The sequence below is a fragment of the Phormidium sp. FACHB-592 genome (genome assembly GCF_014695795.1).
Taxonomy (GTDB): domain Bacteria; phylum Cyanobacteriota; class Cyanobacteriia; order Leptolyngbyales; family Leptolyngbyaceae; genus Stenomitos.
Map to the genome: position 1 here is coordinate 38,690 of NZ_JACJOZ010000089.1, position 22,445 is coordinate 61,134.

A 22,445-nucleotide genomic window follows, 5' to 3' on the forward strand; every position below is an offset into this window, starting at 1 on the left:
GATCGGCAATTGTTTCGCTCAGAAATCATCCAAGAAGAGGTTGGAACAATGAAAAATTCTCATAATCGTCTGTTTCATCTTGCTTGCAAAGCCGCTAAATATTTTTTCGTTGGGCTCTTTGGTGTTGTGGTTACAGGCTTGCTTACCGCTGCCTTTGGCATTTTCCATATTTTTGTCTTGCTTTTACCCTGGCTGTGGAGTTGGCTTCTGCGTCTGGGAATCACGATCAGCTGTTTATTGGCAACGGCTGTCATTGTTGAATCGCTCAGCTCCTAAGAGGCGATTTAACATAACTGCACGCTTTTAGAGAACGATCAGCTTTTCTCTCGCTGCTAAGCGCTGTTAGCCAACAGCGCTTAGCAAAGTCCTTTCATTGAACTTTAACGCACATTCTGGAGTTAAACCCATGTCATCCTTAGCCATGCAATCTCAAAAAATCTTTTATGTCGGCTGTACATGCCTGTTTATGATCAGTACTCCGTTGATGAGTCTTGCCGTCACTGTGGAATCAGTGCTCAATCCACGGCAAACGGATGGAGGTTGGGTATCCGATACAGCCAATATTCTCAACGCTTCTACTGAGAACAAACTTAATCAAGCAATCTCGCAACTGGAAGCCAAAAATGGCACTGAGATTGCAGTGGTAACAGTACCCAAGACATCGCCTTCTGAGACACCCAAGGCATTTGCGACACAGTTGTTCAATCACTGGAAGATTGGTAAAGCAGGTCAAAATAATGGCGTGCTGTTTCTAATTTCTAAGGGCGATCGACGAGTTGAAATTGAAACAGGTTATGGCATTGAGGCAATTTTACCGAATGCTCAAGTCAGTGAAATGATTCAGCAAAAAATCGTACCATCCTTTAAACAAGGCAATTTTGATCAGGGTACTCTCAATGGCACTAATGCACTGATTACTACTTTAGAAACTAAAACGTTTTCAGCCAACGCCACAGCCGTTAGAGCTCCAATCACTCGTTCAGCCGTGAGCACTAATCCAGCTCCATCTTCAAGCAAAACCGATGCCTTTAACTGGGTTCCGTTTCTCGTCTTTGTATCTGTTGGATCACTGCTGCTGTTGAGTTTAATCACTTTGGCGAAGGGTCGCCAAAGTGATGACGATGACGATGACGATCACCGGGGTGGCCGTGGTCGCCATAGTGCTTCAAATCATTTAAGCAGCCACTATAACAGCACTATTTATGGCGGTAGTACAGGCAGCGCTGGCAGTACAGGTGGTAGTACTGGCGGTGGTAGTACAGGTGGGGGATTCGGTGGCGGTTCTAGCGGTGGCGGTGGTGCGGGTGGTGGATTCTAAATGGCTGCGTAACAGAAAGATGGAAACAATTGTTTAGTTACTTCAATGAGCCTCATTCCAATTTCCAAGCTAAAGCTTACGCTTACACAGGAGAATCCCTGATGAAGTTGGTATCCAAGACGTTTACAGTGCTAAATACCCTGGCGCTCTCGCTGGGTATGGCTCATGCCGCATTGGCGCTTGACCCGGCAATCCTCTATCAGCGATCGAGTCCTGCGGTGGTTTCGATCGCCGCTCGAAATGGCAAAGCGTTTAATTATGGCAGTGGGTTTATTACTGATCCTAAAGGCTTCATTCTGACCAATCAGCATGTAGTCGGAACGAACAAACAAGTTTCGATTAAGTTAGCTGATGGCTCCATTTATTCAGGCGTTGTGGTGTCTCGCAGTGCTCAAGTTGACCTGGCACTCATTCAGATTCGCCCTAAAAAGCCGCTGCCAAGCTTGAGAATGCAAACAGTGCCACCCCAAATTGGGCAAAAAGCCTATGAGATCGGCGATCCCAAGGGTTTAGAGAGAAGCTTCAGCGATGGCATTGTCAGCCGCATTGATGGCAGTGGCATGATTCAATATACCGCAGCCGCTAGCTTTGGCAGTTCTGGTGGACCTCTGCTAAATGAGGATGGTCAAGTCATTGGGATTGTTCAAGGCGGCAATCCGGGCACCAATCTCAATTTTGCCATTCCCGCTGCTGCCATTAACAGTCTGCCGGGACAGCGAGGACTTGTAGCTCAACAACGCCAACAAATTGGACACTACACTCTGGCAAGCAATCTTCAGTTCAGACAAGGCAACTATCAGAAAATGTTGGCGATCTTGAATGAAGGAATTCGCCGCTATCCCAACAATGCGCTTCTCTACTCAAATCGAGGTACTGCTAAAAGCTCTCTACGAGATTACCAGGGCGCACTAAACGACTACACTCGCTCCATTCAGCTTCAGCCGTCCTCACTGGCTTACAGTAACCGAGCTAGGGTTTACGTTGCCTTAAAGCAGCAGCAGCAAGCCCTTGAAGATTTCACTCAAGCCATCAGAATCAATCAGGGTTGGGGTGAGAGCAATATTGGAGCAGCGTTTTATGGTCGCGGTGAGTTTCAGAATCAACTCGGTAACACCAAGTCTGCCATCTCAGACTTCAAACAAGCCGCCAAGTTTTATCAACAGATTGGCAATTCAGAACGTTATCGCGCTGCACTCGATCGCATTACGCTGATCAGCGCTCAGTAGCGGGCGATCGTCATCGAGTGATGGTTGGAATTCCGCCTAGACTGCGAATTACAGGTGAACTGACATGGTTGCCCAAACAGACATTTATACGCTCAACCTGCCTTGGGATGAGCTCCCGTTGAACCTGCTTGAAGATGAACAGAAATTACACTTTCGACAGCACGCCCAAATCAGCCGTCATACAACCGGAGAAGTGCTTTGGTCGAGTCAAACACCGGGTAGCCAACTGCTGGTGCTGGCTGGAAAGGTGCGGCTGGTGCAAGCGAAAGGAACCTCAGCTCTGGAACCGGGAAAATCAGTTCTACTCAAGCCCGGAGACTGGTTTGGCGATGCGTTAGAACTGGTTGGACAGTGGAAAGCGAGAGCCGCCAGCAAAGAAGTCGTCATCGCGTTTTGGCAGTCTGATCTCTGGCGAGAAGCCGACTCTCCCCTGCTGCGTAAGGTTTGGACAGACCTGCGCTGGCGCTATCAACCGCTCGATCCACAACTGCCGCACCCAGCACCGGGCTATCCCTACGTGTTTAGCCTCAACAGCGCCGCCGCTTGCTTGACGATGGCGACGCAACACTTGCAAACGCCGATACCACTCAAGCAAGTGCAGCGGCAAATCCAGGGACAAACGGCTCAAAACTTGGCAGCAGGGGCGGCGACGATCGGGCTTCAACTCCATCACATTCAGCAAGTCAGTTGGGTGGGTCTCGATCGACTCACGTTTCCAGCTTTGCTGCACTGGCGGCAAGAACACTGGGTTGTGGTGTATGAAGTAAACGGCGATCGCATGGTCATCGCCGACCCGCTTAATCGCCACAAGCGATGTGAGAGTGTGCCGCGTCAGATGATCGAAACCGCTTGGGATGGGCAACTATGGCTGGTAGAACCCTTACCCAAAGCTGAATCGTTTAATCTGCGTTGGTTTATTCCCGCCGTGTGGCGCTACCGCAAACTGCTAGGGGAAGTGCTGTTAGCGTCGCTGGTGCTGCAAGTGTTGGGGTTAGCAACTCCAATGTTGACGCAGGTGATCATAGATAAAGTCATTGTGCATGAGAGTTTATCCACGCTGCATGTGGTCGCGATCGCGCTTCTCGGTGTCGGCATTTTTGAAGCCATTCTGGGCGTAATTCGCCTGTTCGTATTTACGCATACGGCACGTCGCCTCGACTTAAGTTTGTCATCGCAGCTCTTTCGCCATTTGCTGGAATTGCCCCTGGCTTACTTCGAGTCCCGGCGCGTGGGTGACACCGTGGCGCGGGCGCAGGAGCTAGAAAACATTCGCCAGTTTCTCACGGGTACAGCCTTAACAGTAGTGATTGATGCCGTGTTCATGGTGGTTTACCTGGGCTTAATGCTGTTCTACAGCCCCAAATTAACCTTAGTCAGTTTGGCAGTGATTCCTGCATTGGTCGGACTGATGTTGTTTACCACTCCCCTGTTGCGAAGCTGGCTGAACGAGTCATTTAATCGTCATGCGGATAGTCAGTCGTTTCTGGTAGAAACAGTTTCGGGAATTCATGCCATCAAAGCTCACTCAGCTCAGTTGGCAACGCGAGAACGGTGGGAGGGATTGTTTGCTCGCTATGTGCGGACTAATTTTCGCGCCTCTACGTTGTCCAATGTCGATGGTCATGTCGGGGAGTGGTTGACCAATCTTTCAGAACTATTGATTCTCTGGTTCGGGGCGATGCTAGTAATTGAGCATCATCTGACGATCGGACAGTTGGTCGCGTTTCAAATGCTATCGGGCAAGGCGATCGCGCCTTTATTACATCTCGCGCAACTGTGGCAAAGTTTTCAGCAAGTATTGCTGTCGGTTGATCGCATTGGTGACATTCTCAATGAAGCGCCAGAAGCTGCTTCAGACACCGGGTTAGTGCTGCCGCCGCTTCAGGGTCAAGTCAGCTTCGATAAACTATTTTTCCGCTATCAGCCAGACCTGGAAGATGTGCTAAAAGGCATTTCGTTTGACATTAAGCCAGGGATGTTTGTCGGCATTGTGGGGCGGAGTGGCTCTGGTAAAAGCACCTTGTCGAAGCTGATTCAACGCTTGTATCACCCGCGATCGGGGCGAGTCTTACTGGATGGTTTTGATGTTAAAGGTGCCAATTTAGAGTCTTTACGACAACAAATTGGCGTGGTGCTGCAAGATGACTTTTTGTTCAACGGCACGGTCTTCGATAACATCACGTTCAACAATGCTGATATTTCACCCGAACAAGTGGTTGAGGCAGCCAAGATGGCGGCAGCTCATGATTTTATTTCGGAACTGCCCCAGGGCTATGAAACCTCGATCGGCGAACGTGGCACCGGGCTATCAGGTGGACAACGGCAACGATTAGCCTTGGCACGAATCTTTCTTTCAACCGCACCAATCTTGATTCTCGACGAAGCGACTAGCGCCTTAGACAGTGAAACCGAACGCCAGGTCTTGCAGAATTTGCAGCAAGTTAGCAACGGACGAACCGTGTTAATGATCACCCACCGATTTGCACCGCTTAAACATGCCGATCGGGTTTTAGTACTCGAAAAAGGAGTTTTGATCGAGCAAGGTTCTCACGAGGAACTTTTGCATCAGCAGGGCGCATATTGGGCGCTGTACCAACAGCAGCAAGCAGCCGTTTAAGTTTTACCGCTCACAATTTACACCTTACATTGGAGCACAACTATGAAACGTGATTCTTACTCTGATCAACAAGCTCATGCCAGTTTTCAACCCCAATCGCCGCACTCTGCGATCGATCGATCGCAGCTTGGTCAACCGACCCAACACAGCAGTTCTACAAACAATGTGGGTTCCAACTGGTTGAACAAAGCGAGTAGCTGGGTGGCTGATAAATTTCAAACGGCACAGAACGTTGTAGCTGCTTCGGGAGACGCGATTGCACCGGATCAAATCCTTCCCGCTTTAAAGGGAACCGCATCACCCAATCAACCGCTAGTAGGTGTAATTGATTCGGGGTTTGGCGCAAATGAGCATGGCAGCAAAATGGTCGAAGCCGTTCAAAAGGAGAATCCGCAAGCGCAAATCTGGCAAGGAGGCGGTGTCGGCACAGGCAATTGGTCAGAATCGCTGGTTGAGTTTGTCGATACTGCCAAAGCGGGTGGACAGTCGCGGGCGGTGGCGAACCTCAGCTTTGATCTGACTGAAGTGCATCCAGACGGCAGCACCTCGACGCGCATGCAGTTGACGGCTGAAGAGCACTCTGCCTTAGCGTATGCTCGTGATAATGGGGTGTTAGTGGTTGCATCAGCGGGCAACCAAGGTGGGGTGATGTCGGCGTTGGGGGAAGCGTCTCAACCGTCTGACAATTTGATTGTGGTGGGTGCGGCGGATGGCAACGATCGTGCGTCCTACTCTAGCTATGGCAATGGCTTAGATCTGGTTGCAAATGTGGGAACTGCCGGAACCTCAGAGGCGGCGGCAACCGTGACGGGCACGATCGCCAATATCTGGAGCGCCAACCCGGAATTAAACAGTCAGCAAGTCAATCAAATTCTCACTGCCACTGCCACCGATTTAAAGACTCCTGGCAGGGATGCTGAAACAGGTGCGGGGTTGCTCAATTCGACGAGCGCGATCGATCTGGCAACACATACCATTCTTGAATCGATCGTATTTTCTGGTGCTCAACTGATTCAGCAAGAGCCTGAGTCTTTGGCTGGCGCGACCTGGGAAAATCGGAATGGCGCTGTAGCGAGTGAGCGATCGACTGGATTTGGCGATTGGGTTCACGGTGCTTTGGACGTAGCCGGGTTTATTCCCGGCGTCGGAGCCGTTGCTGATGTTGCGAATGCTGCCTTGTATGCTGCCAAAGGTGATTATGCAAATGCTGCAATGTCTGCTGCTGCCGCCGTTCCTGGTATCGGTGATGCAGCCGCTGCCGTGAAGCTTGCTAACCGTGGCGTGCAGGCAGCACGGGCAGCTAATCGAGCGACACGCGCCCCCGTCCCGATTCGTCCTCGTCCAAGCAGCCCCCCGAATCGCCCCCCTACAAGACCGGCTTCATCGGGCGCTTCTGGACGACCCGCATCCAATCCCAGACCACCGCAGCGACAAACGGTAGGCGCATCGAATCCCAGACCGCCGCAGCGACAAACAGGGAGCGCATCGAATCCCAGACCGCCGCAGCGACAAACGGTAGGCGCATCGAATCCCAGACAAAACGCTAACCCGCAACCGCACGCTAGAGGCGATCGACAGCCAGATAGGTTTTCTACACGATCGCAGCAAGAAAGAAATCAACAAATCCGCGAGTCCATCTCCGAAACCTCAATGGAAGCTCTTACTTCTATCGCAGAACAGTATGCTGGAGAAATTCCAGCCCTTCAAGGGGTAATGGATGTAGTCGGTCTCTTCGGAGGACGACGGGGTAGAGCGGAAAACCCTAGGGGCGATCGCGAATCTGTTGCTGTTAGAGGAGGCAATGGTGGGACTCGTCCTTCTAACCCATCTACCGCCTCAGCAACACCGGGTTCCACCACGCGCGATCGGAACTCTCGTGCTGACTCATCACCTGCGCCTCGGTCAGGTGGTTCTGGCGGTGGCAATCAACCCCCTCGGAAACCCCCTACTGATGGTGGCGGTCGCCCTAGTGGCGGATACGATGACTCTGACAACAATGGACTACCAGCAAGGAACGATGGTAATTCCGGCAATAGTGGATCGCCCTCCAACCAACCTGGACGTGCTGACTCAGTACCTACGCCTCAGTCAGGTGGTGGAGATGCTGGCAGTCAGCCCGCTCAAGACCTATCCACTGGCGGTGGTGGTTCTCCTTCACTCTCTGGCTCCAAACCAAACGATTCAAATACGAACAGACCTCTGGGGCAACCAAGCAACTTTAATGAAACTGAAGAAGACACGCTTCATCGCCCAACTAATAAGCTTGAGTCAGATGCTGCCGAAAAAGCTAAGGCTGCTCGCGACAGTTTGAAGAGAACTAGAAAAACTCTCGCCAAAGCTGAAGACAATAAAAAAATCTTGAGTGGTTGGAAAAAAGATCCACGACGGCAGCATTTAGTGGGACAAGTAGAAAGCTTTATGAACAAGTATGAGATAGAGTTTCAGGATTCAGGAGCGTTTGATCAGGGGTATGGTGGCAAATACAAAGCTGCACACGCTGAACGGATGGCATTCATTGAAGAGTGGCTCCGAAATCCTGACAAACCAGTTTTTGCAATCGGTGTGAATCGTAAACTGTGCAGCGATGGTGATGGTGGGAAAAAAGGTCCAGCCGCTGCGTCATGTGAAGCCTTTTTCCAAGATGCAGCAAATGTAACTGGAAAAACGATTGTAATTGCTGACTATGACAAGGATGGCAAAAAGAAGGATGGCAAAAAGAGAACATGGTTTTTTCGCCCTGACCCTGAATAATCATCATCAGCGTCAATCCGCATTAGTAGAGCGTGCATTTCTACTCTGCTAGCCAAAAACTCAAGTTTTTGAGCAAATTTGTCAAAGTTTTGAGTTGTGAGCTGCAACTGCCAAAGTTGGAACGCTATCGTTTGAGATTAGAACAGCAACGATCGAGTCCAAAGTGACAACATTTGGAATTAGAACAGCAACGATCGCGCTCAAAACAGAAATTTTTGAGTTCAAACCTCCATCTCTCCAGTTCAAACCTACAACGATCGCGTTCAAACCTCCATTTCTTAAGTTCAGAATAGCAACGATCGCGTTCAGAACTCCATTCTTCCAACGCAAAACAAAGACGATCGCATCGATAACCTCATCTTTCTGATTCAGATCTCAAACGATCGAGTTCAAGCTGCTGATCAAGCCACTTATAGGAGAAAGGCATCATGAAAACTCCGTCAATGTCTGTACAACGACAGCAAACCAAAGTTCAATTTGCCAATGCTCAGGACTACCTCAACTATGAATTAGGCAATGCTCAACGTCGGTTGCCGTCTGTGTATGTTCGGCTACTTGGATTTAGCATCTGCGCCCTCGTAGGCGGCACGATCGCCTGGGCAACCTTCAGCAAAGTCGATGAAGTCGCAACCGCTCCCGGACAGGTGATTCCCGCATCGCAAGTACAGCCAATGCGATCGCTCGCCAGCGGTCTACTACGCGAAATCAAAGTCGCCGAAGGCAAGCATGTGCAAAAAGGCGATGTCTTAGTGCAGCTTGACCCAACGATTTCTCAGTCTGAAGTCGATCGGCTCGAAAAACTCTCTCAACAGAGCCGCGACACTCTGGCACGATTGCAAGCCGAACGCAACGGCAACACTCAAGCCGGAAGCTTATTACAAAATCAACTATTAGCCGCTCGACTGCGAGAATTTCGCGATCGTCGCGCTGCTGCCCATGCCGAAGCTAACCGCCAAATGAGCATCATCGAAACCACACAGGTCAAACTCAGTCAATTGCAGTCAGAATCTGCTTATACCAACACCAAAGCAAACGCGATCGCGTCGTTATTAACCAATGGAGCCGTGCCGCGTTTTGACTATTTAGATGCCAGAAATAAAGCAGACTCTCTGCAAAAAGAAATCATTGCCCAAAAGCAGGAGATTGAGCAAGCAAAGCAGTCGTATCAAGCTGCGATTAACAATGCCACTCGATTAGAATCTGAGCGGCAAAGCGAAATCTTGACCCAAATTGACAAACAACAGCAAGAACTCACCGACCTCAACGCACAACTGACTCAAGCTCAAGCACAACACAAGCACAGTACGGTTCGCGCTGGGGTAGCGGGGACGGTCTACAACATTAAAGTCAGCAAAACGGGGGCTACGGTGCAACCGGGCGATGAAGTGCTGTCGATCGTGCCTGATGGTGAAGAGTTAATTCTCGAAGCCAAAGTGCAGAACCAAGACATTGGATTTGTGCGATCGGGGATGCGAGTCAAAGTCAAGCTGGCAACCTTTCCCTATCAAGAATTTGGCATGATCGAGGGCATCGTCAGTCGAGTCAGTCCCAATGCGGTGAACGAACAAAATGGTGGGTTAGTCTTTCCGGTGCAAGTTCGACTCAAGCAGCGATCGGTGAGAACCTCTGATCAGGAAGTATTGTTGTCTCCTGGCATGGCAGCAACCGCAGAAATTGTCACCCGTCAGAAAACCGTGATGAGCTTTTTGTTAGATCCAATCACTGCCAGTTGGGATCGTGCTTTCTCAGTGAGATAAGGGTTTGGCAACGGTACTGTCAACTTAAGGCAGCAGGAAAAAATAAACACAGTTAGCCCTGCAAAAAACTGGACGCTGCCATGAGTTGACAGCCTTTAGTCCCGCCCTTCCTCGGTCATCCTCCCTACGTTGATGCCTTTCTTGCCGCTTGCGGCGAGCAACGGTCACTTGGGGTGGCATCTCGCATGGGTCCAAAGGCAGCGAGAAAGCGTTGGGCTTGCCTTGACGACTTCAACGTTCGTCTGCATCGCGTACGCGAGCACGTTGGTTACTGTGCTGTCCCCGCTCGGTAGTTCCAGCCCTAAGGCTGTCGGTGCTCGCGCTTGCACCACTGATGCTTGGCAACTTCATTGCTGTTCCCTTTGTCCGTCACAAGCAACTGTGATACCAAGCCTTGCTGCTTGCGGCGCTGACAGCAATGTGCTTGACACGCTGAAGCCACCGCTCGCCACCAGGCATACTCTTTGCCTTTGCTGGTGCTAACCACTACATCGAGCTGCCACCGATTGGTCCAGTCAGGTGACGGCTACCTGCTTGGCGTCTTACTTATCCGCACTACTGGCACCCTTTCCGCATCGACTGGTCGGTTACCGCTATGCCGCAATCGAGTCGCAGCGTATCAAGCAAGCTTGCGGTCGTTGAGCGGGAAAGTGTCATAGAGCCAGACGCCATCACTGCTGCTTGCGGCAGGCAAGCGGGGGCAAGCAGACAGGAGCAACAACCAGGCAATCAAGGTGGGATTCCGCCTTTTGTCGCCGCCCCTTAATTAAGTTGACAATACTGTTCCAAGGCTCGCATTGCTGCAATCTGTACCGACTGTTCATCCTTCTGGTGGCACAAGCCCCAAGGTGCAACTTGTCGAACCGTTGACGCCACCACCGCTGCATCACGATACTTGGCCCAGCTGGGCACCTGATAAAACTACCCCTGTTGTTCTAATTCAAAGCCTCCCAGCAGCACACCGAGCCACACTTCCACCCACGGATTCCCTAAGCCGCAGCAGAGTTCAACAAACGCGGCTGTGTGATCAGGCGCTACCTGTAGCCATTAGGTGAGTGCCGCTGTCCAACGGCTTACGTCCTCATCAGGCGCAGCAATTCTTGTTCGTTGACCGTCTTATGTTTTGCCGTCTGTACTGTCTCCGTCTCCATTTTCCCTGACAGGCAACCAAAATGTGCCAGTACTTTATTAGTCTGACTATATTCTGATAGAGATAAGTGGGACAGTTGCTACCTGATGCCGATGATCCAGACACGATTCCAGAGGTGGCAGAACTCGATGAATTAGAAACCTTTGTCGGGTCAAAAAAAACAAAATCTGGTTGTGGACTGTCGTTAACCATTTCCAACCTGACATGTTGGGGTGGGTGACTAGCGATCATCATGCCGAGACCTTTGCTCCGTTATGGACCCTAGTCGTGCTCTGGAATTGCTACTTCTATGTCACTGATGGTAATCGCGTCTATCCCCTGTTTATCCCCGACGCAGACCATATTGTGAGTAAAACTGACAGGACTCGGGTCGAAGGAGAAAACCCGCGATTCAGACATTATCTCGCCTGACTACATTGCAAGACCTTGTGCTACTCAAAGCCAGTAGAAAGGCTGAAGCACTCAGTTCGTCTCCTCCACTAGCTCAAGTTTTGGGATGCTCCTGTTCCAACCTGATTCATTCTTGAATTCAGCAACACCTCAAATTCTGACTTGCGTGCTCCCCAATAAAGTTTGGGGCGACAGTTTGCGGTGCTTGTAGGTATCAGGGTCAGACTGTTGGACAGGCTCGGAGCACCAAGGATCCTCGACCTCATTGCCAGTCTTGGTGCAAAGGCTACCACTTTTTCATGCGTGCTGGTGGACGCAGTTCATGAGGACTGTTGGCAAGTGCCATACTCAGAAGATTGAACGGAAGCATTTAACATTACGGATACGGATTAAGCAACTAGCGCGCAAAACAACTTGCTTTTCCAAGTCAGTCTTGATGCATGATGTGGTGATTGGGTTATTTGTCAATCGATTTGAGTTTGGATTACCGATCTAGGCAATAACAACAGATCTATAGCACCACGGCAGATGATCTAGGGCACATCGGCAGTACCAGCGCACATTGAGTACGATGATCTCAGGTACAAAGTATCACCACTTGAATCAGGAGGGAACAGCCATTTAGGTCGAAGCTAGAGAAATTAACCTCTCTAACCTCTCATTATTTGCGACTACCAATCTCCATAAGCTGAGGTCACTATGAAAGACAGAAAGAGCGGCTTAGTTTCTGGTTATGAAGTTACGCAAGAACTTCTATCCAATCGAGATGAGAATATTTATCGAGCTTATAGCCAACAAGATCAAACAACGGTAGTTATTAAAGTTTTCAGACGGACGGGAAAAATTGAATTAAGGGAGGTTGCTCGATTTAGGCAGGAATACAGAATCACTCAATATCTGGATATCAAAGAGGTTTTGAAGCCTATTCGATTAGAGGAGAATGATAAGAATCTGATCCTCACTTATGAAGACTTTAATGGAATCTTTTTATCAAATGTTTTAATTCATCAAAGATTTCAGTTATCACAGTTTTTGAACATTGCACTGTAGTTAGTATCTGCTCTAGAGGGGCTTCATACAAATCAGATTATCCATAAAGATATTAAACCTCAGAATATAATTTTGAATTTGGAAACTCAACAAGTCAAAATTACTAGTTTGAGTGCGGCAACTCTCCTATCTAAAGAAACTCCAGCAGTGCGTAATCCCGGTTTTTTGGAGGGGACACTAGCCTATATGTCTCCAGAACAAACAGGGCGGATGAATCGATCGCTCGACTATCGCACTGACTTCTACTCCCTGGGCGTTACTTTCTATGAAATGCTAACGGGTCAATTACCCTTTCTCACGACAAACTCAATGGAGCTTGTGCATGACCATATTGCCAGAGTTCCAACGCCGCCCCATTTGATTAGCAGGAGTTCGGAAAACCGGGAAATCGAGGAAAGGGATTGTCCAGAAGCAGTTTCAAACATTGTGATGAAGCTGTTGGCTAAGAATGCGGAGGAGCGATATCAAAGTACCTATGGTCTAAAGGTTGACCTGGAAACTTGCTTGACTCAGCTACAGGAAAATGGGCATATCTCCTGCTTTTCTTTAGGGCAACACGATGTATCGAGTAAACTTCTGATTCCTCAAAAATTGTATGGTCGAGAACAGGAAGTTGCAGTCCTGCTGGCAGCATTTGCAAGGGCATCGGGGAATGAAGAACAACCTTCTACAGCTTACGATCGCAAAGAACTCATCCTGGTGACGGGTTATTCTGGAATTGGCAAGTCTTCTTTAGTCAATGAAGTTCACAAGCCGATCGTGCAGAAACACGGGTATTTTATTGCCGGGAAGTTTGACCAATTTAAGCGCAATATTCCTTATTCGGGTTGGGTTCAGGCATTTCAAGATTTGATTCGACAGTTGCTTACTGAAAGCTTTGAAGAACTTCAAACCTGGAGAGCAGCTATTTTAGAGGCTGTTGGCATGAATAGCCAGGTGATCATCGATGTCATTCCCGAACTGGAGTTGATTATTGGTCAGCAACCAACTGTGGCAGCTCCTAAGACGACAGAGTTCCAACATCAATTCAATCGAGTCTTCAAGCAATTAGCGGGTGTATTTGCCCAACCAGAGCATCCTCTAGTTATTTTTTTAGACGATTTACAGTGGATCGATTTAGCCTCCTTAAAACTGTTTCAACTGTTGATGACTGATTCAGATATCCAGCACCTTTTGCTGATTGGAGCCTATCGAGACAATGAAGTTAGTGCAACCCATCCGCTGATGACGACTTTGGAGGAGATTGAAAGAACTAAAGCGGTCGTGAATCAGATTAATCTGAGACCACTGGATCTTTCGCATGTCACTCAACTCATTTCAGATACCCTCCACTGTGAAGTTGAGCGTTGTCAACCATTGGTTACGATCGCCTTCCAGAAAACGGCTGGCAATCCTTTTTTTCTGACTCAACTGCTCGAGACGATGCACCAGGAGAATTTGTTGTTTTTTGACTTCAGCAGGGGGTGCTGGCAGTGGGATTTACAGCAAATTCGAGATAGAAACATCCTGGATGATGTTGTTGAGTTGATGGTTTACAAGATTCAGCAATTGGGTGAGGCAGTTCCCACCGTTCTGGCGTTAGCAGCCTGTGTTGGCAACCAATTTGATTTAAATGCACTTTCAATTGTTCATCAGAAACCGCCTTTAGAAACGGCTAATGATCTTTGGAGAGCCTTGCAAGCAGGGTTAATCCTGCCTTCGAGCGATACCTATTTAGTTCCACAAGTGGTCGATCGCTTAGACAGGGACGCAAGTTTTGTTTTGCCAACTGTCAACTATAAGTTTCTACACGATCGTGTACAGCAGGCAGCCTATGCATTGATTCCTAGCGATCGTAAAAGTGAAGTTCACCTGGAAATCGGTAAGCTTCTGCTACGAAACACCTCACCTGAGGAACTGGAAGATAATATTTTTGAGATTGTCAATCAATTGAACATCGGTTTGGAGTTAATCACTGATCAGCCAGAAAAAAATACACTAGCGAAACTCAATCTTCTAGCGGGACAGAAGGCAAAGGCAGCAACCGCTTACGAAGCAGCTGTCAGATATTTAACGATCGGTTGTGAGTTATTAGCAGACAACAGTTGGCAGGAAGACTATGAATTGACTTTAGCGCTGTATGTTGAAGCGACAGAAGCAGAGTATTTGAGTACTCATTTCGAGCAGGCAAATCAGCTTGCTGAAGTGGTTTTGCACCAATCAAAAAGTGTGCTAGATAAGGTTCAAATTTACGAGCGGCAGATCCAATTTTATATTTCTCAAAACCAGTTGCATCAAGCTGTCGAGCTTGGACTGAAAGTTCTGCGAATGCTGGGTATGGTCATTCCTGAACATCTAATTCAGCAAAGTATTGTCATGGAATCATTGTGTACCCAGATGATGATGAGAGGGAAACAAATTGAGGATTTAAGCAGTTTGCCAGAAATGACTAACCCTGAAAAGTTAGCAGTGATGCGAGTTTCTAGAAGTGTCATTGCAGCGGCTTACATGGCAGTTCCCCAGCTTTATCCGTTGCTTGTCTTGAAAGCGCTTAATTTCAGCTTGAGGCATGGTAACTCCTCCATGTCTCCACTGACCTACAGCCAGTATGGCGTGTACTTGTGTACGAATGGGGATGCTGAAGCAGGTTACCGAGGCGGTCAATTAGCGTTGAGGTTATTAGAACAGTTTGATGCGTATACCTTAAAGTGTAAGGTTTACTTCTTGTTCAGTGCTTTTATTAAACATCGGAAAGAGCCAATTCGAGAAACGGTCAATGTGTTACTAGAGGCTTATCAAAGCGGCTTTGCAGTAGGCGATATTGAATTTGCTTGTTACAGTGTTTCGTTCCACTACATGCACCTATTTTTTGTTGGAGAATCTCTAGGTTTTGTCGCTCAAAAGCAGGCTCAATATCTTGAATTAATGACAAAGCTCAAACAGGAATTTCAAATTATTTTTATTGGGATTTGGAGAAATTTTGTTCTCGGTCTGATGGGCGACTTAGCAGAATCATATCGATTAGAAGGAGAACAGTTTGATGAGGTGGGTGTAATCGGGTATTTTACCGAAACTAATAACTATCAATCTCTCTTCTTCGTGCATCACACAAAATCTGTCTTATCCTATTTTTTACAGGACTATGCTCAGGCAGCAATCAGCGCAGAACTAGCAGAAAAATATGTGGAAACGGTCTCTGGCATGGTTGTGTTGGCGGAGCATCGTTTTTATCATGCACTCATTTTGCTGGAAATGTATTCTACTGCCTCTAATAGTGAACAACGGCATATTTTGAGGAGGGTGCGATCGCATCAGAAGGTCATGAAGCAATGGGCTGTTCACGCACCTGCCAATTATCAGCATCAGTATGACTTAGTTGAAGCAGAAACTGCCAGAGTTGCAGGACGAGCTTTAGAGGCGATGAATCTCTACGATCGAGCGGGTCAAGACGCTAGAGAGCATGGCTATATTCAGGTAGAAGCCTTAGCCAATGAATTAGCCGCTAGATTTTATCTTTCTTTGGATAAGCCTAAGATTGCAAATCCTTATCTGGAAGCAGCAGTTACTTGCTATGAGCAGTGGGGAGCGATGGCAAAGGTTGCCAGTCTTAAATCGAGTTATCCTCATTTGTCTACCCAACTAGCAAGCCGATCACCGAACACTGTAGAAATGACGCCCATCGCCTCTATCACCCCAGATCATCCTAGAGTGCTCGATTATGAAACTGTGATCAAAGCCTCCCAAGCTTTATCTAAAGAGATGGTTTTGAGCAATTTGCTGGAACGATTCATGCAAATTTTGGTTGAAAATGCAGGTGCTCGAACTGGCTTTTTTATTACTAAAAAAGATAACCAGTTTGTTATTGAAGCTCAAGTTGAGGTGAATGACAGTGAAGCCATCATGCTTCATTCGATGCCAATGAATACGGCTAGTCAACATCTTCCAATGACGCTAATTCATTATGTAGAGCGGACTCGAGAGGATGTGGTTCTAAACAATGCATCTCTTGAAGGACGGTTTACATCGGATCCTTATATTGTTCAGCACCGATCGAAATCCATTCTATGTTTGCCTATTATCCATCAAGGAAAACTCACGGGTATTCTTTATTTGGCGAACGATCTGGTTGCTGGTGTGTTTACCCCCGATCGATTGGAGATTCTCAAACTTCTCACGGCACAGGTCGCTATCTCCATTGAAAATGCACGGCTTTATACTCAGTTAGAACAACAAGTTCAAGAGCGCACTGCTCAATTACAGCGATCGCTAACTTTTGAAGCAACGCTCAAGCGTATTACTGATAAAGTACGGGATAGCCTGGATGAAAGCCAGATTTTACAAACCACTGTAGAAGAACTCGCCATTGTGTTAGGGGTCGATTGTTGCGATGCAGGAATTTATGACAGTGAGCATCAAACGTCAACGATTCAGTATGAGTACACCACCTCAATGGATTCAATCCAGGGACAGGTTATTCAATTGGATACGATGCCAGATCTCTATGCCCAACTGCTACAGGGGCAGGATTTCCAATTTTGCATGATTATACCTGAGACACTGCGATCCAAACACCAGTTTGCTATGCTAGCGTGTCCAATTGTCGATAACGAAGGGACTTTGGGTGATCTGTGGTTGTTTAGACCTAAAGAGGCTGCTTTCAGCGAATTAGAAATTCGCTTGGTACAACAGGTGGCAAATCAATGTGCGATCGCCATTCGACAAGCCCGCCTCTATCAAGCCGCCCAAACTCAAGTTCAAACGCTGGAGGAACTGAATCAGCTTAAAGATGATTTTCTCAGTACAGTTTCCCATGAGCTACGGACTCCCATTTCAAACATGAAGATGGCGATTTATATGCTGAATCAGATCCCTGATCCAGAGCGGCAGCAGCGGTATTTAAACATTTTGCAATACGAGTGTGCTAGAGAAGCAGAGCTAATAAATGACTTACTGGATTTGCAACGCTTGGCTGTAGGCACCATGTCTTTAAACCTGGAAACGATTCAACTTCAGGAATGGCTTCCTGAAAGCCTGGAACCCTTTTATGAGCGAACCGAAAATCGCCAGCAACACTTGCAAGTTGATATTGCACCCGATCTTCCACCCCTGACATCGGACCCTGCCAGCCTGAGTCGTATCGTTGCAGAGTTACTCAATAATGCGTGTAAATATACGCCGCCTGGAGAATGGATTCGGATAATGATTAGAATAAAGGCGGCAATGGTCGGCAGCCAGGAGCCAAGATATGCTTCCCTCGTGATTAGCGTCAGTAACTCTGGGGTGGAGATTCCTGTAAGTGAGCTGCCTCATGTGTTTGATAGATTCTACCGTGTTGCCGGAGCTGATCGGTGGAAGCAAGGAGGAACCGGGCTAGGACTGGCACTGGTACAGAAATTAGTCGATCACCTGGGGGGAACGATTCGAGTAGAAAGCACCACGAATCTGACCTGTTTTACGGTTGAGTTACCCCTATAAGAATCAGGTGTCATGGTTAACCGCCGTCGATTTCTGCTATCCGGTTCCGCAGCCTTTGGTGGCAGTCTTTTGTTAAAAGGATGCAGAGGTCGTTCTGCAGCAATTCGGGACCCTCGTCAACCCATCCTTGTTGGTAGCCTGCTCGATGCGACAGGTGCGGTGAGCGCGGTAGGGGTGCAAATGATTGCAGCCGCTGAATTGGCGATCGCCGAAATTAACGCGGCTGGAGGACTGCTCGGTCGTCCAGTTCAACTGAAGCAATATGATACGCAGAGCGATATTCAGAAATATACTCAGTACGCTCAACAACTGGTTCTTCAAGACAATGTTGATGTTTTAATTGGCGGAATTACTAGTGCAGCACGAGAAGCCATTCGTCCTGTGGTTGACAAGTATAAAGCCCTGTACTTCTACACAACTAACTATGAAGGTGGGCTGTGTGACAAATATACCTTTTGTACGGGCGTCACACCATCTGGTCAGATTGATCAACTGCTTGCTTATCTATCAGACCGTTTTCAAGCCAAGACAATTTATACCCTTGCGGCTGATTACAACTTTGGTCAAATTGCTGCCAAGTGGACCCGATTTTATGGGAAGAAGCACGGTATGGAAGTTATCCAGGAAGACTTTATTCCCCTGCAAATCTCGGACTTCAGTACTTCGATTAGTAAAATTCAGCAGTTAAAACCAGATGCGATCGTCACGGTCATCGTGGGGGCAAACCAGTGGGGGTTTTTTGGTCAATGGGCTGCAACGGGTCTACAATCAAAAATTCCGCTGACTTGTCTGACCTACAACCATCCCTATGTGAATGATCACACCAGCAAACTAGAGTGGACAAACATCATTGTGGCAGAGCCATTTTGGGTCGAAAATCCGGCGGCTGCCAGTCAAAAATTTCTGAACCAGTTCCGCCAAAAGTTTGGGGCTGATAAGTACCCTGCCAGTCTGGCAGCCACTCATTACACCGCAATCAAGTTATGGGCTGAAGCCGTCAAAAAAGCTGGCACGACCGATCGCGCCGCAGTCACTCAGGTTCTAGAATCAGGGCTAACTTATACTACAGGTCCTCTAGGGTCTGTTTCCTTTGACAAAACTCACCACATCGCCCATACGATCAACATTCTGGAGTCTACTGAAGACCAGGCATTCAACCAGGTTGCCGGACCCTTTTCAAACATCTCAGCGCTAGAAGACCAGGGGCGTTGCGACTTAATTGCCAGACCCAATACCTCTGAGCAGTTCACCCCCAAAATCTAGCGTAGCTCTCCGCCTCCCTGAGAAGTCATGGAACTGTGAGCCAGACACTGAGTTGAAATAGATTCTTTAGACTACGTTTAATCTAAACATTCTACTCAATCCATTCATCAATGGTTAATCAACTCATCATTTGGCTGTTGAATGCATCCACCAGCATTTCGGTTCTGGTCATCACTTCCCTAGGCATTGCCATCACCTTTGGGCTGATGGGCATCATCAACTTTGCCCACGGAGAATTGGTCATGATTGGTGCCTATACGGTACTAGTGTTGACGCAGGCAAAGGTTCCGCTCGTTTGGGCAATTCTGATGGCACCAATCGCTTCCGGTGTGGTCGGACTGCTGATTGAGAGACTAGTGATTCGTCACCTCTATGGGCGGACGATCGAGATTCTGCTAGCGACGGCTGGCATTGGTATGGTTCTAAGCCAACTGGTCACGATTCTGTTTGGGGCACAAAGTTATAGCATCCCCATTCCCACGGCTACTGTGACTTTAGGCGATCAAGCGATCTCTATTTACCGATTATGGATGGTTCTATCTGCCGTTTGCCTGGTTGGACTGACTTATCTAATGTTCGCTCGAACTCGATTTGGCTTAGAAGCCAGAGCTACAGCACTAAATCCTGAAATGGCTTCAGCTAGGGGCATCAATATTGTTCAAGTACACCGACGGTCATTTGTGTTGAGTGCAGCCCTGGCTGGTGTCGCTGGGGCAATTTTAGCCCCCTTCACAAGTGTTAGCCCTAGCATTTATACGCTGCTAGTGACGAGAGCCTTTATAACGGTACTGGTGGGAGGACCCGCCGTAGTTTCAGGTACAGCAGTTTCGGCGGTAACGCTGGGTTCAGTTGAAAGCGCGATCGCCATCTCTACCACGCCCGCCTTTGGTCAAATTGCCATGCTGGTGTGTGCGATTGTCTTGTTGCGTCTATTTCCCAGAGGGATTTCTGGTGCTTGGGGCAAATACTTATGAGCGTGAAGGGTCATAAGTATCAGATTTGGCAAGATGTTGTGCAAACATTGCCGGGACTCGTTCTGCTCGTGATATTACTGTGTCTACCGATCGTTCTGAATGATTTTGCGCTGTTAGAGGTCACCCAATGGCTAATTGATGGACTGCTAGCACTCAGCCTGACGCTCGTTTGGGGCGTGGGTGGTGTTTTTAGCTTTGGTCAAACCGTTTTTTTCGGATTGGCTGGCTACAGCTACGGAATTGTTAGTCTGAATCTATCTGGATGGTTGGGTACTCTACTGGGATTGCTATGCGGTATTGTGGTTGCCCTTCTAGTTGCCAGTTTTCTGGGATACTTCATGTTCTATGGTCGGATTAGCAACCTGGCTGTTGGCATCATTACACTGGCAACCACCTTGATTTTCTATGACCTGTTTAACAGCATGGCAGGCGACCAGTATCGTATTGGTGCAGCCGCGATCGGTGGATTCAATGGCATGCAGCGCGTACCCACCCTACTCAATTTGGAGATCATTCCCCACTACCTGTTGGTTGTAATTGTTTCTGCTCTGGTACTGGCTGGGCTAATTGGCTTCAGGCATTGCAGGCTTGGTCGCGTTCTGAACGCAATTCGGCTCAATGAAGTTCGCACTGAATTACTCGGTTATGATACACGGGCAGTGAAGCTGATTGGCTTTGGAATAGGGGGCGCGATCGCAGGACTTGCAGGTGTTTTGCATACATCCTGGGGCAATACAATCAACCCAACCGTTTTTGGTTCAGGACAAGCCATTCTGGTGATCATCCTGGTGTTGGTGGGTGGAAAAAATCACCTTTGGGGAGCTTTTCTAGGGGCAACCCTGCTTCAATCTCTTTCAGGTTTTCTTGGGACATTTGCCCAGCAAGCAACGCCGATAATCCTGGGAACTACGTTAGTTACGATCGTGTTGCTGTTGCCAGGTGGAATTGCTCCTACTCTCCAGCAGTTCTGGCTTCGGCTCTCACGATGGCAGTATTACCCTGAACTGCCCACACTTAAAGCAAAGGTAGGAGGGATTGAGAACAAGCAAGATAGGAAAGTTGGATCAGGAACTGCCCCCAATCTCCTGGAAGTTTGGCAACTAAAGCGTCGATTTGGTTCTCTGTTAGCGGTAAACAATGTCAACTTAACCTTTCAACCAGGACAGGCTTACTCAATCATTGGTCCCAATGGAGCTGGTAAATCCACCTTTTTCAACTTATTAATCGGACATCTCACCACGACAACGGGAGCCATCCTATATAAAGGGACTGACATTACTCACTTGATACCCCACGAGCGAACTAAACGTGGCATCAGTGCTAAACTTCAGCACCCGAATGTGTTTCTGGAGTTGAGTGTTTATGAGAATCTTTGGTTAGCGGTTGCCGTCCATTACCAGGATGCAGCGACTCAATCAATTCTCATCGTTGAAATGCTGCATGAAATTGCGCTCTATGATCGCCTGACTCAGCAAGCAGACACACTATCTCATGGAGAAAAACAATGGTTAGAAATCGGTATGGCAGCGATCGCCCAGCCAACCTTACTGTTGTTGGATGAGCCAACGGCTGGAATGAGCCGTGGCGAGATGTTGCAAACAGTGGCACTGGTCAAACGGCTCGCTCAAAGATCAACTGTCATCGTTGTTGAACATGACATGGAGTTTGTCCGCCAGTTAGGCGCAACGGTAATTGTATTCTCGCAAGGTGAAGTGTTGACAACCGGATCGGTAGAAACCGTTCAGCAAGATGCCCGCGTGCTCGAAATTTATCTAGGACAGTATGCTAAGCCTGACTAAACTCTACTCTGGATATGCGTCAACACCTGTACTACGAAACATTACCCTTTCCCTTGCAGCAGGCGAGATAATTGCGATTGTGGGGCGTAACGGTGCAGGGAAGACAACCCTTCTCAAAACAATCATGGGGTTATTGCCCGTCCAAGCAGGCAAAATCATGCTTGATGGTAAAGATATTACGCTCCTACCAGCCCACCAACGAGTAAATTGTGGCTTCGGCTATGTCCCTCAGGGACATCAGGTCTTTCCGACCCTCTCCGTTCGGGAACATCTACTGATTGGTCAACATTCTAAAGTGGCTCGCACCAGGCAAATTGAATGGCTATTTGACCTTTTTCCCATGTTGTATGAGAAGCAAAACGATCGCGCAGATCAACTCTCAGGGGGACAACAGCAGCAGCTTGCGATCGCCTGTGCCTTGATTTCTAATCCTCGTATCCTTCTGTTGGATGAGCCTTTAAACGGAATTCAGCTATCTCTACTGCCCAAATTGGTTGAAACACTTAAGCAAGTGAATCAAAACTTTTGCACAGCAATAATTTTGGTAGAACAAGATTTAGACCTGGTTCTAGCCCTAACTCAGCAAACTTACATCCTGGTCAAAGGAGAATTAGTTGACCGTTTCGATACCAAATCAATTCAATTGAATAATACTTTATTGCATAAATATCTCAGCCTCTAGGGTTATTGTCGCAA

Annotated in this window: 13 protein-coding genes and 3 pseudogenes; all 16 read left to right on the forward strand. The window is 48.1% G+C overall.

All coding sequences use genetic code 11. From position 1 onward, the window contains the following. The first annotated feature begins 48 nt into the window (after window positions 1-48). The 16 genes and pseudogenes from H6F86_RS24990 to H6F86_RS25065 all read left to right on the forward strand — a co-directional run bounded on the left by H6F86_RS24990 (window position 49) and on the right by H6F86_RS25065 (window position 22,431). Window positions 49-276: a hypothetical protein gene (locus H6F86_RS24990; RefSeq protein WP_190452424.1), complete on the forward strand. Its 228-nt coding sequence runs from the start codon at window positions 49-51 to the stop codon at window positions 274-276. A 130-nt stretch (window positions 277-406) separates the two neighbouring features. Beyond that, on the forward strand, window positions 407-1,318 hold the full coding sequence (locus H6F86_RS31725) for a TPM domain-containing protein (protein ID WP_199305486.1): 912 nt from the start codon (window positions 407-409) through the stop codon (window positions 1,316-1,318). Window positions 1,319-1,419: 101 nt separating this feature from the next. Continuing rightward, window positions 1,420-2,544 (forward strand): trypsin-like peptidase domain-containing protein, encoded by a 1,125-nt coding sequence (locus H6F86_RS25000; RefSeq protein WP_190452426.1) that lies wholly within the window; start codon window positions 1,420-1,422, stop codon window positions 2,542-2,544. Window positions 2,545-2,608: 64 nt separating this feature from the next. Then, on the forward strand, window positions 2,609-5,161 hold the full coding sequence (locus tag H6F86_RS25005) for a type I secretion system permease/ATPase (RefSeq protein WP_190452429.1): 2,553 nt from the start codon (window positions 2,609-2,611) through the stop codon (window positions 5,159-5,161). Between the two features lie 42 nt (window positions 5,162-5,203). Further along, entirely contained in the window at window positions 5,204-7,912 is a 2,709-nt protein-coding gene (locus H6F86_RS25010; RefSeq protein WP_190452431.1) for a S8 family serine peptidase, read from the forward strand. A 428-nt stretch (window positions 7,913-8,340) separates the two neighbouring features. After that, entirely contained in the window at window positions 8,341-9,669 is a 1,329-nt protein-coding gene (locus H6F86_RS25015) for an HlyD family type I secretion periplasmic adaptor subunit (protein ID WP_190452432.1), read from the forward strand. 595 nt (window positions 9,670-10,264) lie between these two features. Beyond that, the gene (locus H6F86_RS25020) at window positions 10,265-10,435 is read left to right on the forward strand and encodes a hypothetical protein (RefSeq protein WP_190452434.1); all 171 of its coding nucleotides are present in this window, start codon (window positions 10,265-10,267) and stop codon (window positions 10,433-10,435) included. Window positions 10,436-10,880: 445 nt separating this feature from the next. Further along, a pseudogene (locus tag H6F86_RS32500) lies at window positions 10,881-11,302 on the forward strand (IS1 family transposase); the annotation flags it as partial. Window positions 11,303-11,543: 241 nt separating this feature from the next. Further along, a pseudogene (locus H6F86_RS25035) lies at window positions 11,544-11,705 on the forward strand (IS1 family transposase); the annotation flags it as partial. A gap of 203 nt (window positions 11,706-11,908) precedes the next feature. Beyond that, on the forward strand, window positions 11,909-12,259 hold the full coding sequence (locus H6F86_RS25040) for a hypothetical protein (RefSeq protein WP_190452442.1): 351 nt from the start codon (window positions 11,909-11,911) through the stop codon (window positions 12,257-12,259). A 15-nt stretch (window positions 12,260-12,274) separates the two neighbouring features. After that, window positions 12,275-17,194, forward strand: a pseudogene (locus tag H6F86_RS25045) (AAA family ATPase); the annotation flags it as partial. A gap of 24 nt (window positions 17,195-17,218) precedes the next feature. Further along, a complete protein-coding gene (locus tag H6F86_RS32505) occupies window positions 17,219-17,713 on the forward strand; it encodes an ATP-binding protein (protein ID WP_242033687.1) in 495 nt (164 codons plus the stop codon). Between the two features lie 12 nt (window positions 17,714-17,725). Continuing rightward, the gene (locus H6F86_RS25050; protein ID WP_190452445.1) at window positions 17,726-18,976 is read left to right on the forward strand and encodes an ABC transporter substrate-binding protein; all 1,251 of its coding nucleotides are present in this window, start codon (window positions 17,726-17,728) and stop codon (window positions 18,974-18,976) included. Window positions 18,977-19,086: 110 nt separating this feature from the next. Continuing rightward, complete coding sequence (locus tag H6F86_RS25055; RefSeq protein WP_190452446.1) at window positions 19,087-19,950, forward strand: branched-chain amino acid ABC transporter permease; 864 nt, start codon at window positions 19,087-19,089, stop codon at window positions 19,948-19,950. Further along, a complete protein-coding gene (locus H6F86_RS25060) occupies window positions 19,947-21,749 on the forward strand; it encodes an ATP-binding cassette domain-containing protein (protein WP_190452447.1) in 1,803 nt (600 codons plus the stop codon). Before H6F86_RS25055 ends, H6F86_RS25060 begins: the two co-directional genes overlap by 4 nt. Beyond that, window positions 21,733-22,431, forward strand: a complete 699-nt coding sequence (locus H6F86_RS25065) for an ATP-binding cassette domain-containing protein (protein ID WP_190452449.1) — start codon at window positions 21,733-21,735, stop codon at window positions 22,429-22,431. Before H6F86_RS25060 ends, H6F86_RS25065 begins: the two co-directional genes overlap by 17 nt. Window positions 22,432-22,445 lie beyond the last annotated feature (14 nt).

Coding starts and splice junctions, on each gene's coding strand:
- H6F86_RS24990 (WP_190452424.1), top strand. CDS start 49: ATGAAAAATTCTCATAATCGTCTGTTTCATCTTGCTTGCAAAGCCGCT.
- H6F86_RS25060 (WP_190452447.1), top strand. CDS start 19,947: ATGAGCGTGAAGGGTCATAAGTATCAGATTTGGCAAGATGTTGTGCAA.
- H6F86_RS32505 (WP_242033687.1), top strand. CDS start 17,219: ATGTCTTTAAACCTGGAAACGATTCAACTTCAGGAATGGCTTCCTGAA.
- H6F86_RS25020 (WP_190452434.1), top strand. CDS start 10,265: ATGCCGCAATCGAGTCGCAGCGTATCAAGCAAGCTTGCGGTCGTTGAG.
- H6F86_RS25065 (WP_190452449.1), top strand. CDS start 21,733: ATGCTAAGCCTGACTAAACTCTACTCTGGATATGCGTCAACACCTGTA.
- H6F86_RS25010 (WP_190452431.1), top strand. CDS start 5,204: ATGAAACGTGATTCTTACTCTGATCAACAAGCTCATGCCAGTTTTCAA.
- H6F86_RS25015 (WP_190452432.1), top strand. CDS start 8,341: ATGAAAACTCCGTCAATGTCTGTACAACGACAGCAAACCAAAGTTCAA.
- H6F86_RS25055 (WP_190452446.1), top strand. CDS start 19,087: ATGGTTAATCAACTCATCATTTGGCTGTTGAATGCATCCACCAGCATT.
- H6F86_RS25040 (WP_190452442.1), top strand. CDS start 11,909: ATGAAAGACAGAAAGAGCGGCTTAGTTTCTGGTTATGAAGTTACGCAA.
- H6F86_RS25050 (WP_190452445.1), top strand. CDS start 17,726: ATGGTTAACCGCCGTCGATTTCTGCTATCCGGTTCCGCAGCCTTTGGT.
- H6F86_RS25000 (WP_190452426.1), top strand. CDS start 1,420: ATGAAGTTGGTATCCAAGACGTTTACAGTGCTAAATACCCTGGCGCTC.
- H6F86_RS31725 (WP_199305486.1), top strand. CDS start 407: ATGTCATCCTTAGCCATGCAATCTCAAAAAATCTTTTATGTCGGCTGT.
- H6F86_RS25005 (WP_190452429.1), top strand. CDS start 2,609: ATGGTTGCCCAAACAGACATTTATACGCTCAACCTGCCTTGGGATGAG.